Source organism: Pseudomonas sp. 3B-A001-10F (genome assembly GCF_056313565.1).
On record NZ_JBQYFW010000015.1, the window covers coordinates 83,283 to 97,608 of the forward strand.

The window sequence follows — 14,326 nt, forward strand, 5'->3', positions numbered from 1 at the left end:
ACGCCTGACATCGGCAGATTATTTCCCCCGCAAAACTCACTCACTCGAGAAAATCCTTATGAGCAAAAAGCCATCGAAACATGGCCCCAACAAGGCCAAATCCATCGTCGCCCAACCCCTGTTCCGCAGTCGCCAAGAACGACCAGCCAAGGGTAAAGGCAGCTACCGCCGCGAAGCCTTCCAGTCTGACAGCTGGGAGGCTTCTTACTTTCTGGCCGCTTAAAGCGCAGTACCCCCCGGTCATGTTAAGGTCTGCACCTGATTCGTTTTCCTGGAACTGTGCATGCCCCCAAGTCTTTCCCGTCGTTGGCCTGTTCGCCAATTGATCGCTGCCTCCAGCTTCATTCTGCTTGTCGCCTGCGCGGAAAAACCCACCGCCGCCGATGCGCAACCCCTTCAAGCTGCCCCTGTCGCCACGGCCCCAGCGATTATCCCGCCGGTAGTGCCGTCCGCCGACCCTCTCGATCTGCAACCGACTCAAACCTTTGCTGAATGGCAAGCCGGATTCCGCAAGGATGCCCTGGCCGCCGGTATTCGTGCGGATCTGTTCGATCGCGCGTTCGCCAATGTCAGCTTCGACGCCAGCGTGATTCGGGCCGACCGCAGTCAACCTGAGTTCTCCCGGCCAGTGTGGGAATACCTCGATGGCGCCCTCTCGCCGCTGCGCGTCCGTAAAGGTCAGGCACTGATCAGTCAGTACGCCGACATCCTGCAAAGCATTGAGCAGCGTTATGGCGTTGACCGTCAGGCACTGGTTTCGGTGTGGGGTATGGAAAGCAATTTCGGTCAGTTTCAGGGCAGCAAGTCGGTGATCAACTCGCTGGCCACCCTCGCTTACGAAGGCCGTCGGCCGGGCTTTGCTCATGCGCAATTGATCGCTGCGCTGCAGATCCTGCAACAGGGCGATATCACACCGGAGAAAATGCTCGGCTCCTGGGCGGGTGCGATGGGCCAGACCCAGTTCATTCCGACTACCTACAACACCCACGCAGTGGATTTCGACGGTGACGGTCGCCGCGATATCTGGGGCAGTCCTGCCGATGCGCTGGCCTCAACTGCGCATTACCTGCAAAGCTCCGGCTGGCAACGTGGCCAGCCGTGGGGGTTTGAAGTGCAGCTGCCGAGCAGCTTCAACTACACCCTGGCTGATGGCGCGATTCGCAAGAGTGTCGCCGAATGGCGTCAGTTGGGCGTGACTCTGCCGAATGGCGGTCAGGTGCCAGCAGGCTCTGAACAGCTGTCTGCCGCCCTGCTGCTGCCGGCTGGTTATCGTGGGCCGGCGTTCCTGATCCTCGACAACTTCCGTGCGATTCTCAAGTACAACAACTCCTCGTCGTACGCGCTGGCAGTGAGCCTGTTGTCCGAGCGTTTCAGCGGTGGCGGCCTGATCAACGGCAGTTGGCCAAAAGATGACCTGCCGCTGAGCCGCACCGAGCGTATGGAGTTGCAGACCCTGCTGAGTGCGCGCAATTACGATGCCGGCACGGCGGACGGGATTATTGGCGCCAATACGCGCAAGGCGATTCGCAGTGCCCAGCAGTCATTTGGCTGGCCGGCGGACGGGTATCCGACGCACAAGTTGCTGGAAAGCCTGCGTACTCAGTAGAACGATTGTCGTATGGCGTATACCGCTTTAGCGAGCAGGCTCGCTCCCACATTGGATCTCTGTCGTTTACAGAACCCATGTGGGAGCGAGCCTGCTCGGAAGACTGACTATCAGGCAATAAATCTTTAAGCCTTGATCACCACATCCTGCTCCAGCATCAATTCCTTCTTCCCGGCATCCAGCCGCACCAACGCGCCCATCGGCAATGTCAGGTTCGGATCACAATGCCCGCTACGCCAGCCAGACAAAACCGGAATTCGTAAAGGCTCGAAGGTCTGCTTAAGCAAGCGGTTCAGCGCTTCGACATCCACGCCAGCAATATCCCCAACCAACACCCCGCGCAACTTGGCCAACTTGCCGGCCAGACGCATCTGGGTCAGCAACCGGTCAATACGATATAGCGGCTCGTTGACGTCTTCGATCAGCAGAATCACCCCTTCGACATCAATCTCGTATGGCGTACCCAACGTCGATGCAATCATCGCCAGATTGCCGCCAAGCAAGCGACCGTGGGCGATACCGGGTTCGACCGTGGTCAACGGATAAGCCACCGGATGGCTCAGCACACTTCCCGCCTTCAATTGCCCGCGCAGCATGGCAAAGAACGAAGTGACGGTTGGCGGCTCCTTGTCGCCCAGCAGATCGGCATTGAGTAGCGGCCCGTGGAAGGTCACGAATCCGGCATAACGGCTGATGGCCAGGTGGAGCGCGGTGATATCGCTGTAGCCGACGAATGGCTTGGCGTTGCGGCTGAGCAGGTCGTAGTCGATCCGGTCGAGCAGGCGCGGCGTGCCGTAGCCGCCACGCAGGCAAATGATCGCGTCGACCTCGGGGTCAGCGAACGCCGCGTGCAGGTCTCGCAGGCGCACATCATCACTGCCGGCCAGATAGCCGTCTTTTTCATAAACACCGGGAAACACCTTCAGCCCATAGCCGCGGGCTCGCATCCATCGCACCGCCTCATCGGTGTCCAGAGCGCCAGGGCCGGCAGGCGCAATGACGCCGATCAACCCTTCCGAGGGCAGTGCAGGCACGGCCCTGTGTGGGCAAAGAGTATGGGTCGGTCGAACGGTCATCCTTGGATCTCCCTGTGAGTCATGCACACACAGTAGTCATGAACGGGGGCAAACAGAAGAGGGTCGGCCACGCCGCAGGTTGCAGGAAAAATCAGCATCGAATGTAAGACGGGCAAAAAAATGCCCGCCGGGCGTTAAAACCTCGGCGGGCACTTTTTCATTCAGCGCCGGATCAGGAACCCAGCAGCTCCGCCTTGACCAACTTCGCTTGCTCGTCGGCGTGGTATGAAGAACGCACCAGCGGCCCCGAGGCAACGTTTTTGAAGCCCATCTTGTAACCTTCCTCGGCGAACCAGGCGAAGGTGTCCGGGTGCACAAAGCGCTGCACCGGCAAGTGACTACGGGACGGTTGCAGGTACTGGCCGAGGGTCAGCATGTCGATGTCATGTTCGCGCATGCGCTTCATGACTTCGATGACTTCCTCGTCGGTCTCACCCAGACCCAGCATCAAGCCGGATTTGGTCGGAATATGCGGCATCATCTGCTTGAAGCGTTGCAGCAAGGTCAGCGACCACTGGTAATCCGAACCCGGACGCGCTGCCTTGTAGAGGCGCGGCACGGTTTCCAGGTTGTGGTTGAACACATCCGGCGGCTCGGCCGCAGTGATTTCCAGCGCGACGTCCATGCGGCCACGGTAGTCTGGAACCAGGGTTTCCAGCTGCACGTTCGGCGACAGTTTGCGGATTTCGCGGATGCAGTCGGCAAAGTGCTGGGCACCGCCGTCACGCAGGTCGTCGCGGTCAACCGAGGTGATCACCACGTACTTGAGCTTGAGGTCGGCAATGGCGATGGCCAGGCTTTGCGGCTCGTTGACGTCCAGTGGCTTCGGACGACCGTGGCCGACGTCGCAGAACGGGCAACGACGGGTGCAGATGTCACCCATGATCATGAAGGTCGCGGTGCCGCCGGAGAAGCACTCGCCGAGGTTCGGGCAAGACGCTTCTTCGCAGACGCTGTGCAGCTTGTGTTTGCGCAGCAGGCTCTTGATCCGGTCGACTTCCGGCGAAACCGGGATGCGCACGCGAATCCAGTCAGGTTTCTTCGGCAGTTCGGTGGTCGGAATGATCTTTACCGGGATGCGTGCAACCTTCTCGGCGCCGCGCAGCTTGACGCCGGCTTCTACCTTGGGACGCGGGGCCGGGCGCTCGGTCACGTCGAGCGTCGGGATCATGGTTTGCACTGCATCAGTAGTCATATCAGTCGATTCCGCCCGTCAGGGTCGTCTGCTCAGCATAGTCGAGGTGTTTGACGAGCTGCGCGCGCAGCCGGGCACTTACCTCGGCAAATTCAATCGATCCTGCGTGGTCGCTCAGCTGGGTCATCGCCAGCCCGGCATAGCCGCAGGGATTTATCCGTCGAAACGGTTCCAGGTTCATATCCACGTTCAGGGCCAGGCCATGAAAGGAACAACCGTGGCGAATCCGCAAACCCAGAGAAGCGATTTTCGCTCCATCGACATAGACGCCGGGAGCATCTGGCTTGGCGGCAGCGATTACGCCGTAGCTGGCCAGCAGTTCAATCAGGCAAAGCTCCATGCGGCTGACCAGATCGCGCACGCCGAAACCCAGCTTGCGTACATCCAGCAGCAGATAGGCCACTAACTGGCCGGGGCCATGATAAGTCACCTGCCCGCCGCGATCGACCTGCACCACCGGAATATCTCCCGGCAGCAACAAGTGTTCGGCCTTGCCGGCCTGGCCTTGAGTGAACACCGGTGGGTGCTCGACGAGCCAGATTTCGTCGGCGGCATCGCTGCCGCGTTCGTTGGTGAAGCGTTGCATGGCATGCCAGACCGGCTCGTAAGCCATCTGGCCGAGTTCACGAAAGCCCAGCGTGCCCGGCATCACAACACCATGTGCACGAAGCCGGTCGCCCGCAGTTCGCTGTTGATGTCGTACAGCTGTTCCTGGTCGGTCGCGACGATGTGCAACTGAATGGTGGTGTATTTGCCGTTGGTGCTTTGACGCTCGTCGATGCGCTCATCATTGATGGTCGCGTGTTTCTTGACGATGTCGATGATCTTGTCTTTGTTGCCCACACCGGTATCGCTGATCACCTTAACGGGATAATCCGTGACAGGGAATTCGATCTTTGGCGCCTTTACTTCGGTATCGGTCATGGCGTAACGGCCTCTTGAGCGCAAGCCGTGATAACGCGCATGGCCCCGCACCGGGTCGGGGCGGGGCCATGCAGGTCAACACAAATCAGTTGAACAAGCCGTAGAAGAATAGACGGATGCTATCCCACATGCGGCGGAAGATACCACCCTCCTCGACGCCATCCAGAGCGATCAGGTCAGCGCTGTGCACGACCTTGTCTTCCAGTTTGACTTCGACTTTACCGATCACGTCGCCCTTGGCGATTGGCGCGGTCAGTTGCGGGTTCATGGTCATGCTCGCAGCAAGCTTTTTCAGCTGGCCTTTTGGCAGGGTCATGGTCAGGTCTTCAGCCAGGCCGGCCTTGACTTGATTGGTGGTGCCTTTCCACACCGGGGCCTGAGCCAGTTCGGTGCCCTTCTGATAGAAGGTCTGGGTTTCGAAGAAGCGGAAGCCGTAAGTCAGCAGCTTCTGGGTCTCAGCGGCGCGAGCCACTTCGCTGTTGGTGCCGAACACCACGGCGATCAGACGCTGGCCGTCACGTACAGCCGAGGACACCATGCAGTAGCCGGCTTCGTCGGTGTGACCGGTTTTCAGACCGTCAACGGTCTTGTCGCGCCACAGCAGCAGGTTGCGGTTAGGCTGCTTGATGCCATTCCAGAAGAACTCTTTCTGCGAGTAGATCGCGTAGTGAGCCGGGTCTTCGTGGATGATCGCACGGGCCAGGATCGCCATGTCGTGAGCCGACGAGTAATGCTCAGGGTTTGGCAGACCGGTCGGGTTCATGAAGTGGGAGTTGGTCATGCCCAGATCAGTCACTGTCTTGTTCATCAGGTCGGCGAACGCGTCTTCGCTGCCGGCGATGTGCTCGGACAGCGCCACGCTGGCGTCGTTGCCGGACTGGATGATGATGCCGTGCAGCAGGTCGCTGACAGTCACCTGCGAGCCGACTTTGATGAACATCCGCGAACCGCCGGTGCGCCAGGCGTTTTCGCTGACGGTCACCGGATCGTTTTCACCGATCTGGCCGCGACGGATTTCCAGGGTCGCGATGTAAGCGGTCATCAGCTTGGTCAGGCTGGCCGGTGGCAGACGCTGGTCGCCATTGTTCTCGACCAGCACGTTGCCGCTGCTGGCATCCATCAGAACGTAGGCTTTGGCAGCCAGTTGCGGTGGCGACGGCATCATCTCGGCCGCGAAGGCGGCTGGCGAGAGGAGCAGCGGGACTAGCAGACACAGGCGTTTGGCAAAGGTGGTGATGTTCATCCGTCTCTCGAAATCGCTAATGGAAACTGTCCTTGCGGACAAAATTTAATCAGATGACTTTCTAACGAGTCATCGCGTGTTCAGTTGCTCACTCCAGTCACCCTTGCCGGGCTTTTGTTCTTCGACGAGCCAACAACCTGGTTCACCCCCCGATACCGCAAGTGAACCGTCAATCAAGTTCTACGTATTACTCGGTGACCACACTTGGCGAACCAAGGTTGGCCAAGCGCACGCTGTTCTGCACCTGGGCAATTTCACCCGGCGAGCCGATCGGCCCCAGGCGAACCCGGTGCAGGGTCTGTTGATTGCGCACGATCGAGCTGATGAACACCGGAGCGCTCACCATCCCGCTGAGCTTCGACCTCAGCAGTTCTGCAGCGTCCGGGTTGGCGAACGCGCCCACCTGCAGATACTGGCCAGACGCTGGTGCAGAAGCGTTTTTTTTTGCACTCATCGGCACAGGGACGGTGTCGGAGGCATGTTGCTGCGGTGGTGGCGTCCATTGCTCGACGGTGCCGGCCGAGGCCGTGATCACCGGGGCGCTATTCTGCGCGACTTGCGGCTCGTTGAGCATCAAAGGCGCCGGACGGCCCTTGGCGGCCCACCATTGCTGAGGATCGATGCCTTCGACCTTGACCCGCGCGGTGCCGATTTCGGCATAACCGAGCTTCTTCGCCGCAGCATAGGACAGGTCGATGATACGGTCGGAATAGAACGGCCCACGGTCGTTGACCCGCAGGATCACGCTCTTGTTGTTGTCCAGGTTGGTCACCCGAACGTAACTTGGCAGTGGCAATGTCTTGTGGGCGGCACTCATGCCGTACAGGTCGTAGACCTCGCCGTTGGCAGTGTTCTGACCGTGAAACTTGGTGCCGTACCAGGACGCCGTACCCGAAGCCACGTAGGTCTTCGATTCCTGCAGCGGGAAGTAGGTCTTGCCCAGCACCGTGTACGGGTTGGCCTTGTACGGACCGGTGTGCAGGGTCGGCGTGGCGTCCGGGATGCGCGACACGTCAACGTCCCACCACGGCGCGCCATCTTTATGCGCACGGTTGATGTCCAGGCCCGGCTGGGCACGCACAGCGGTCGTGGTGGTTTTCTGAGTCGGCGAACGGCTGGTCGAGCAACTGGCGACCAGCACCGCCAACGCAGCGAATGCCACCAGCTTCAGGGGTTTATTGTTAGGCAATGCCCGCATTACTTGACGCCCCGTGCTTGTAACAGCTGTTCAGACAGTTGATGTACGGCCATGGCGTACATCACGCTGCGGTTATAACGCGTGATCGCGTAGAAATTCTTCAGGCCCATCCAGTATTCAGGGCCGTTGTCGCCTTCGAGGCGAAATGCAGTAACCGGCATATCATCGCGCAGCGCATCATGACTTGACCAGCCCAGCACTCGCAACTCTCCAACGGTTTTCGTCGGTTCGATGCCGGTGGTCAGGCCTTCATCGACCTGTTCGCCACGGACATCGGCTCGGCTGACCACCGGCTCACCGGCGACCCAGCCGTGACGCTTGAAATAGCTCGCGACGCTGCCGATCGCATCATCCGGGTTGTTCCAGATATTGATGTGGCCGTCACCGTCGAAATCCACCGCGTAAGCGCGAAAGCTGCTCGGCATGAACTGCGGCAGGCCCATGGCCCCGGCGTACGAGCCTTTGAGGGTCAATGGATCGACCTGCTCTTCACGCGCCAGCAGCAGGAACTCACGCAGTTCCTTGCGGAAAAACTCGGCACGGGGAGGATAGTCGAAACCGAGCGTCGACAAGGCATCGATCACCCGGTAATTACCGGTATTACGTCCGAAAAAGGTTTCAACGCCGATGATCGACACGATGACTTGTGCCGGCACGCCGTATTCCTGCTCGGCCCGGGCCAGGGTGGCCTCGTGCTGACGCCAGAAGTCCACACCACGGGCGATACGCGCGTCGGTGATGAACATCGGACGGTATTCTTTCCACTGCTTGACCCGCTCGGCAGGCCTGGAAATGGCGTCGAGAATCGCCTGCTTGCGCTGAGCTTCGCGGAACACCGCCATCAGCTGCTCACCAGCAAAACCGTAGTCGCGGGTCATTTCACCGACGAACTCGGCCACCTGCGGCGAGCCTTCGTATTCGCCGGCCAGCGCTTCCTGCACGCTGCCCAGCAGGCCCATCAGGCCTACCAATGGCGCGCATCGAGTCGCCCAGCCACGCATAACTTGCATTGAACTCTTCACCTTATTCAAACCTGTGCGATCCACTTGCGATGGGTATGGATCGACATCAAAACCCCAAACGCTGACAGCAGCGTCACCAGCGAAGTTCCTCCGTAGCTAATGAACGGCAACGGCACCCCTACAACCGGCAACAGGCCACTGACCATACCGATGTTGACGAAAACGTAAACAAAAAACGTCATGGTCAACGCGCCGGCGAGCAATTTGCCGAACAGCGTCTGGGCTTGAGCGGTAATCACCAGCCCCCGGCCAATCAGCAACAGATAGATCAGCAACAGCGCGCAGATACCGACCAGACCGAACTCTTCGCCGAGTACGGCAATGATGAAGTCGGTGTGGCTTTCCGGCAGGAAGTCCAGGTGCGACTGGGTGCCGAGCAGCCAGCCCTTGCCGAACACGCCGCCGGAACCGATCGCGGCTTTCGACTGAATGATGTTCCAGCCGGTGCCGAGCGGATCGCTTTCCGGGTCGAGGAAGGTCAGGATTCGCTGCTTCTGGTAGTCGTGCATGATGAAAAACCACATCGCCACCGACACCGGGATCGCCGCCGCCAGCACGCTGAGAATCCAGCGCCAGCGCAACCCGCCCATGAACAGCACGAACGCACCACCGGCGAGAATCAGCAGCGAAGTGCCGAGGTCAGGCTGACGGACGATCAGGATGAACGGCACACCGATCAGCATCAGGCTGATGCCGACATGCTTGAGTTGCGGCGGCAACGTGCGCTTGGACAGATACCAGGCGATGGTCGCCGGCATCAGGATCTTCATGAACTCCGAAGGCTGGAAGCGGATCACCCCGGGGATGTTGATCCAGCGCGTCGCGCCCATGGCGTTGTGGCCCATGATGTCCACCACCATCAGCAGCACCACGCCAATCACATAACCGAGCGGTACCCAACGGGCCATGAAACGCGGTTCGAACTGGGCGATGACGATCATCGACACCAGACCGATACCGAACGAAGTGGCCTGTTTGGCCAGCAGATCCCAGCTTTTGCCACTGGCCGAATACAGCACGAACAGGCTGCCGGCGGCGAGGATCAGCAGCAGGATCAACAACGGGCCATCGATATGCAGTCTTTGCAGCAGCGTCGCGCGGCGACGCATCACATCCTCACTGGAGAGCATGCGATCAAAGTTATTCATCACGGGCCGTAGCCTCCGCACTGATTGGGCTGGCGTATTCGGCCTTCAAACGTCCGTCCTGATCGAGCAGCCAGGCATCCATGACCTGGCGCACCACCGGCGCGGCAACGCCGGAACCGGACTCACCGTTCTCGACCATCACCGATACGACGATGCGTGGATCGTCGGCCGGAGCAAAACCGACGAACAAGGCGTGGTCGCGGTGGCGCTCCTGAACCTTGGAACGGTCGTACTTCTCGCCCTGTTTGATCGCCACGACCTGCGCGGTACCCGACTTGCCGGCGATGCGGTATTGCGCGCCGATCGCCGCTTTGCGCGCGGTACCACGGGCACCGTGCATGACCTGCTGCATGCCGTGGTTGACCTTGGTCCAGTCCGACGGATCACGCAGGACAATGTCCGGCATCGGGTTTTCATCCACCGGCTTCACCCCTTCGAGGGATTTGGCCAGGTGCGGACGGTTCCACACGCCTTTGTTGGCCACCAGCGCTGTGGCTTGTGCCAACTGCAGCGGAGTCGATTGCATGTAGCCCTGGCCGATCCCGAGGATCAGGGTTTCGCCGGGGAACCACGCCTGCTTGCGCGTCGCCCGCTTCCACTCGCGGGACGGCATCAGACCTGGGGATTCTTCGAACATGTCCAGCGAGACCTTCTGGCCGATGCCGAACTTGTTCATGTAGGCCGACAGCCGATCGATGCCGAGCTTGTGGGCCAGGTCATAGAAGTAGGTGTCGTTGGACCGCATGATCGCCGTGTCGAGGTCGACGAAACCGTCACCGGTACGGTTCCAGTTACGGTACTTGTGATCGTAGTTGGGCAGCATGTAGTAGCCAGGGTCGAACACCCGACTCGATGCGGTAACCACACCGGAATCAAGGCCGGCAATCGCCACCGCCGGTTTGATCGTCGAGCCCGGCGGGTACAGACCGCGCAACACGCGGTTGAACAGCGGCCGGTCAATGGAATCACGCAACTCGGCATAGGCCTTGAAGCTGATCCCGGTGACGAACAGGTTCGGGTCGAAGCTCGGCTGACTGACCATCGCCAGCACTTCGCCGGTCTTCGGATCGAGCGCAACTACCGCACCACGACGTCCGCCGAGTGCAGCCTCCGCGGCTTCCTGCAACTTGATGTCCAGGCTCAGAACAATGTCCTTGCCGGGAATCGGATCAGTGCGCTTGAGCACGCGCAAGACGCGGCCACGGGCGTTGGTTTCGACTTCTTCGTAACCGACCTGACCGTGCAATTCCGGCTCGTAGAAACGCTCGATGCCGGTCTTGCCAATGTGGTGGGTGCCGCTGTAGTTGACCGGATCGAGGGTCTTCAGCTCTTTCTCGTTGATCCGCCCCATGTAGCCGACCGAGTGCGCAAAGTGCGCGCCCTGCGGATAGTGACGAACCAGCTGCGCCACCACTTCTACGCCGGGCAGCCGGAACTGGTTCACCGCAATCCGGGCGATCTGCTCCTCGGTCAGCTCGAACAGGATCGGCACCGGCTCGAACGGTCGGCGCCCCTGACGCATGCGTTTCTCGAAGATCACCCGGTCCTCAGGCGTCAGCTCCAGCACTTCGACGATGACGTCGAGCACTTGCTGCCAGTCGCCGGAGCGCTCGCGGGTCATGCTCAGGCTGAAGCTTGGACGGTTGTCCGCCACCACCACGCCGTTGCGGTCGAAAATCAACCCACGGGTCGGTGGAATTGGCTGCACATGGACACGGTTGTTTTCCGAGAGCGTCGAGTGGTACTCGTACTGGATCACCTGCAAGTAATACAGCCGCGCGATCAACACGCCGATCAGCAACATGATCGCAATGGCCCCGAACACGACGCGGCTACGCACCAGGCGTGCGTCCTTTTCGTGGTCCTTGATGCGGATCGGCTGAGACATGTGGGCTGGATTACTTGTGGTAAGGGTGACCGGACAACACGGTCCAGGCACGATACAACTGTTCGCCGATCAGGATCCGCACCAACGGGTGCGGCAACGTCAGCGGCGACAACGACCAGCGCTGATCGGCACGGGCGCAGACTTCAGGCGCCAGCCCTTCCGGGCCACCGACCATGAAATTGACCGTGCGCGAATCCAGCCGCCAACGGTCGAGTTCGACCGCCAGCTGCTCGGTACTCCAGGGTTTGCCGTGGACTTCCAGCGTGACGATCCGCTCGTTCGGCCCGACCTTGGCCAGCATGGCTTCGCCTTCCTGGCGGATGAATCGGGCCACGTCGGCATTCTTGCCACGGGTATTGAGCGGTATTTCCACCAGTTCCAGCGCCAGCTCGGACGGAAGACGCTTGGCATATTCATGCCAGCCTTCTTCCACCCACTTGGGCATGCGTGAACCGACGGCGATCAGGCGCAGTCGCACAGCAATCCCTTACAGCTGGTCTTTGTTGAGCTTGGTGAAATGCTCGTGGGTGTTTTCCGGGCTGTGATGCTTGGCGTCGGCCGCACGGCTTTGCTCGGCACCGGCCCACAGGCGTTCCAGGTCGTAGAACTGACGTGCCGAGGCGGTCATCATGTGCACGATCACCAGGTCCAGGTCGAGCAGCACCCAGTCACTGTCGCCCTTGCCTTCTTCGCCCAGCGGCTTGGCGCCCTGCTTTTTGACTTCTTCGCGAACCTTGTCGAGCATCGCGTTGATCTGGCGGTTGGAAGTACCGGTGGCGATGATCATGTAGTCAGTGATGCTCTGCTTGTCGCGAACATCGATGATCTGGATGTCTTGTGCCTTGACGTCTTCCAGGGCAGCCACGGCCAGTTTGACCAGCTCGTCGCCTTTCAGCGGCTCATTGGTGTTGACCGGTTCTGGCAGCGGGGCGCTCTTGAATGTGCCTTTGCGCTTTACTTTGGTTTGGTCTTTGTCAGTCATATAAAACTCGTTTTGCTCGTATATTCGGCGGCTTGGCGACACGTGGATTCGTATCAGTGAAGCACGCCTTGTTCAGTTCGACGCACGGTACAGACCGTGCGCATCGATGTAGGCCAGGACCGCGTCGGGCACCAGGAAACGTACCGACTTACCGCTGGCCAGCAGTTGACGGATCTGGGTGGCGGAAACCGCGAGCGGTGTCTGCCAGACGAATGCAATCTGTCCGCTCGGCCCTTTCAGGGCCAGCGGGTCGCTCACCGAACGCGCTGCCAGCAGGTTGCGCAAGGCATCCGGCGGTTCGCTGTCGGCGTCCGGGCGCTGTAGCACCAGGATATGGCAATGCTGGAGCAACTCTTCCCAGCGGTGCCAAGTGGGCAGGCCGCAAAATGCGTCCCAGCCCAAAAGCAGAAAAACCTGGGTCTCGGCGGGCATTTCAGCGCGCATCGACTCCAGGGTATCAATGGTCCAGGACGGTTTGTCCCGCTGCAATTCGCGGGCGTCCACCACCAGCGGCGGCAATCCGGCCACCGCACACTCGACCATCGCCAGCCGATCCTGCGCCGACACCTGCGGCGTACCACGATGAGGCGGCCGCGCGTTCGGCATCAGGCGCAACTCATCGAGCGCCAGCGCTTCGGCGACTTCCAGCCCACCGCGCAAATGGCCGATGTGCACCGGGTCGAACGTGCCGCCCAGGACGCCAATGCGCCGGGGGCGGGACTCGTTGCCGGTTTGCGGCGCTGTCAGGTCGAGGCCGGTCAAGTCAGACCGTCGCCTGGCCGCGCAACTGGCCATCACCGACCACGACGTACTTCTCGCAGGTCAGTCCTTCGAGACCCACCGGGCCGCGGGCATGCAGCTTATCAGTAGAAATGCCGATCTCGGCACCCAATCCGTATTCAAATCCATCGGCAAAGCACGTCGGCGTGTTGATCATCACCGAGGCCGAGTCGACTTCCGCCACAAAGCGGCGGGTATCGGCGAGGTTTTCGCTGACAATCGAATCGGTGTGATGGGAGCCGTAATGGTTGATGTGTTCGATAGCCTGATCCAGACCGTCGACGACGCGAATCGACAGAATCGGCGCCAGGTACTCGGTGTTCCAGTCGTCTTCGCTGGCAGCAACGGCTTCGATGATCGCCCGGGTACGCTCGCAGCCGCGCAGTTCGACGCCTTTTTCGCGGAACTGGGCGGCCATCGACGGCAGGAAATCCTTGGCAACAGTTTGATCGACCAGCAAGGTTTCCATCGCACCGCAGATGCCGTAGCGATAAGTCTTGGCGTTGAAAGCAATGCGTTGAGCTTTCGGCAGATCGGCGTGGGCACTGACGTAAACGTGGCAGATACCGTCCAGGTGCTTGATCACCGGCACGCGCGCGTCGCGGCTGATGCGCTCGATCAGGCCACGGCCACCGCGCGGGACGATCACATCGACGTACTCGGGCATGGTGATCATCGCGCCAACGGCGGCACGGTCTGTGGTTTCAACCACTTGCACCACGGCAGCCGGCAATTCGGCCTCGGCCAGACCGCGCTGAATGCAGGCGGCAATCGCCCGGTTGGAATGAATCGCTTCAGAGCCACCGCGCAGGATGGTCGCGTTGCCGGACTTCAGGCACAGGCTGGCAGCATCGATGGTCACGTTGGGGCGGGATTCGTAGATGATTCCGATCACGCCCAGCGGCACGCGCATCTTGCCGACCTGAATGCCCGACGGACGGAAGCTCATATCACGGATCGCACCGACCGGATCCGGCAGTGCAGCGACCTGCCGCAAACCGACGATCATGCCGTCGATGCGCGCCGGGGTCAGTTCCAGACGCTCCAGCAGTGCCGGTTCCAGACCATTGGCGCGACCGGCAGCCAGATCCTGCTCATTGGCGGCGGCAAGCTCGGCGCGCGCGGCGTCCAAGGCATTGGCAGCAGCCTGCAAGGCGCGGTTTTTCTGCGCGGTGCTGGCACGGCCGATGACCCGGGAGGCTTCGCGGGCGGCGCGACCCAATCGGGTCATGTAGTCAAGAACGGACTCAGTCATGGTCTGCTG

The 14,326-nt window shown here is 60.6% G+C and carries 15 protein-coding genes; 2 read left to right on the top strand and 13 right to left on the bottom strand.

Going from position 1 to position 14,326, the window contains the following annotated elements; all coding sequences use genetic code 11:
• Window positions 1-58: 58 nt before the first annotated feature.
• Together arfA and AC0ZWN_RS15820 are read left to right on the top strand one after the other, a co-directional pair.
• Window positions 59-223: an alternative ribosome rescue factor ArfA gene (arfA, locus tag AC0ZWN_RS15815; RefSeq protein WP_064390740.1), complete on the top strand. Its 165-nt coding sequence runs from the start codon at window positions 59-61 to the stop codon at window positions 221-223.
• 60 nt (window positions 224-283) lie between these two features.
• On the top strand, window positions 284-1,606 hold the full coding sequence (locus tag AC0ZWN_RS15820; protein WP_476335670.1) for a lytic murein transglycosylase: 1,323 nt from the start codon (window positions 284-286) through the stop codon (window positions 1,604-1,606).
• Between the two features lie 125 nt (window positions 1,607-1,731).
• Here AC0ZWN_RS15820 and AC0ZWN_RS15825 read toward each other — a convergent pair whose 3' ends face one another.
• The 13 genes from AC0ZWN_RS15825 to AC0ZWN_RS15885 form a co-directional block, all read right to left on the bottom strand.
• Window positions 1,732-2,682, bottom strand: a complete 951-nt coding sequence (locus AC0ZWN_RS15825; protein ID WP_476335672.1) for a S66 peptidase family protein — start codon at window positions 2,680-2,682, stop codon at window positions 1,732-1,734.
• A 172-nt stretch (window positions 2,683-2,854) separates the two neighbouring features.
• Entirely contained in the window at window positions 2,855-3,853 is a 999-nt protein-coding gene (gene lipA, locus AC0ZWN_RS15830) for a lipoyl synthase (RefSeq protein ID WP_167394918.1), read from the bottom strand.
• Window positions 3,854-3,878: 25 nt separating this feature from the next.
• Window positions 3,879-4,526: a lipoyl(octanoyl) transferase LipB gene (gene lipB / locus AC0ZWN_RS15835; RefSeq protein ID WP_460089048.1), complete on the bottom strand. Its 648-nt coding sequence runs from the start codon at window positions 4,524-4,526 to the stop codon at window positions 3,879-3,881.
• A complete protein-coding gene (locus tag AC0ZWN_RS15840) occupies window positions 4,526-4,801 on the bottom strand; it encodes a DUF493 domain-containing protein (RefSeq protein WP_476335674.1) in 276 nt (91 codons plus the stop codon). The genes lipB and AC0ZWN_RS15840 overlap by 1 nt, the downstream gene beginning before the upstream one ends.
• A gap of 85 nt (window positions 4,802-4,886) precedes the next feature.
• Window positions 4,887-6,044: a D-alanyl-D-alanine carboxypeptidase family protein gene (locus AC0ZWN_RS15845; RefSeq protein WP_038361911.1), complete on the bottom strand. Its 1,158-nt coding sequence runs from the start codon at window positions 6,042-6,044 to the stop codon at window positions 4,887-4,889.
• A 187-nt stretch (window positions 6,045-6,231) separates the two neighbouring features.
• Entirely contained in the window at window positions 6,232-7,242 is a 1,011-nt protein-coding gene (locus AC0ZWN_RS15850) for a septal ring lytic transglycosylase RlpA family protein (RefSeq protein WP_093434584.1), read from the bottom strand.
• On the bottom strand, window positions 7,242-8,252 hold the full coding sequence (gene mltB / locus AC0ZWN_RS15855; protein ID WP_476335676.1) for a lytic murein transglycosylase B: 1,011 nt from the start codon (window positions 8,250-8,252) through the stop codon (window positions 7,242-7,244). Before mltB ends, AC0ZWN_RS15850 begins: the two co-directional genes overlap by 1 nt.
• Window positions 8,253-8,269: 17 nt before the next feature.
• Complete coding sequence (rodA, locus tag AC0ZWN_RS15860; protein WP_175559619.1) at window positions 8,270-9,373, bottom strand: rod shape-determining protein RodA; 1,104 nt, start codon at window positions 9,371-9,373, stop codon at window positions 8,270-8,272.
• Window positions 9,374-9,404: 31 nt separating this feature from the next.
• On the bottom strand, window positions 9,405-11,300 hold the full coding sequence (gene mrdA / locus AC0ZWN_RS15865; RefSeq protein ID WP_093434576.1) for a penicillin-binding protein 2: 1,896 nt from the start codon (window positions 11,298-11,300) through the stop codon (window positions 9,405-9,407).
• Window positions 11,301-11,310: 10 nt separating this feature from the next.
• A complete protein-coding gene (rlmH, locus tag AC0ZWN_RS15870; protein WP_003185785.1) occupies window positions 11,311-11,778 on the bottom strand; it encodes a 23S rRNA (pseudouridine(1915)-N(3))-methyltransferase RlmH in 468 nt (155 codons plus the stop codon).
• A 9-nt stretch (window positions 11,779-11,787) separates the two neighbouring features.
• On the bottom strand, window positions 11,788-12,282 hold the full coding sequence (gene rsfS / locus AC0ZWN_RS15875) for a ribosome silencing factor (RefSeq protein ID WP_016986117.1): 495 nt from the start codon (window positions 12,280-12,282) through the stop codon (window positions 11,788-11,790).
• A gap of 72 nt (window positions 12,283-12,354) precedes the next feature.
• Complete coding sequence (nadD, locus tag AC0ZWN_RS15880) at window positions 12,355-13,077, bottom strand: nicotinate-nucleotide adenylyltransferase (protein WP_228759245.1); 723 nt, start codon at window positions 13,075-13,077, stop codon at window positions 12,355-12,357.
• A complete protein-coding gene (locus tag AC0ZWN_RS15885) occupies window positions 13,046-14,317 on the bottom strand; it encodes a glutamate-5-semialdehyde dehydrogenase (protein ID WP_099759364.1) in 1,272 nt (423 codons plus the stop codon). Before AC0ZWN_RS15885 ends, nadD begins: the two co-directional genes overlap by 32 nt.
• Between the last annotated feature and the right edge of the window lie 9 nt (window positions 14,318-14,326).

What these genes read in the sequence shown, in the direction of transcription:
- arfA (WP_064390740.1), top strand. Translation starts at nt 59, where the DNA reads ATGAGCAAAAAGCCATCGAAACATGGCCCCAACAAGGCCAAATCCATC.
- AC0ZWN_RS15820 (WP_476335670.1), top strand. Translation starts at nt 284, where the DNA reads ATGCCCCCAAGTCTTTCCCGTCGTTGGCCTGTTCGCCAATTGATCGCT.
- AC0ZWN_RS15825 (WP_476335672.1), bottom strand. Translation starts at nt 2,682, where the DNA reads ATGACCGTTCGACCGACCCATACTCTTTGCCCACACAGGGCCGTGCCT.
- lipA (WP_167394918.1), bottom strand. Translation starts at nt 3,853, where the DNA reads ATGATCCCGACGCTCGACGTGACCGAGCGCCCGGCCCCGCGTCCCAAG.
- lipB (WP_460089048.1), bottom strand. Translation starts at nt 4,526, where the DNA reads ATGCCGGGCACGCTGGGCTTTCGTGAACTCGGCCAGATGGCTTACGAG.
- AC0ZWN_RS15840 (WP_476335674.1), bottom strand. Translation starts at nt 4,801, where the DNA reads ATGACCGATACCGAAGTAAAGGCGCCAAAGATCGAATTCCCTGTCACG.
- AC0ZWN_RS15845 (WP_038361911.1), bottom strand. Translation starts at nt 6,044, where the DNA reads ATGAACATCACCACCTTTGCCAAACGCCTGTGTCTGCTAGTCCCGCTG.
- AC0ZWN_RS15850 (WP_093434584.1), bottom strand. Translation starts at nt 7,242, where the DNA reads ATGCGGGCATTGCCTAACAATAAACCCCTGAAGCTGGTGGCATTCGCT.
- mltB (WP_476335676.1), bottom strand. Translation starts at nt 8,252, where the DNA reads ATGCAAGTTATGCGTGGCTGGGCGACTCGATGCGCGCCATTGGTAGGC.
- rodA (WP_175559619.1), bottom strand. Translation starts at nt 9,373, where the DNA reads ATGCGTCGCCGCGCGACGCTGCTGCAAAGACTGCATATCGATGGCCCG.
- mrdA (WP_093434576.1), bottom strand. Translation starts at nt 11,300, where the DNA reads ATGTCTCAGCCGATCCGCATCAAGGACCACGAAAAGGACGCACGCCTG.
- rsfS (WP_016986117.1), bottom strand. Translation starts at nt 12,282, where the DNA reads ATGACTGACAAAGACCAAACCAAAGTAAAGCGCAAAGGCACATTCAAG.
- nadD (WP_228759245.1), bottom strand. Translation starts at nt 13,077, where the DNA reads ATGGCCAGTTGCGCGGCCAGGCGACGGTCTGACTTGACCGGCCTCGAC.
- AC0ZWN_RS15885 (WP_099759364.1), bottom strand. Translation starts at nt 14,317, where the DNA reads ATGACTGAGTCCGTTCTTGACTACATGACCCGATTGGGTCGCGCCGCC.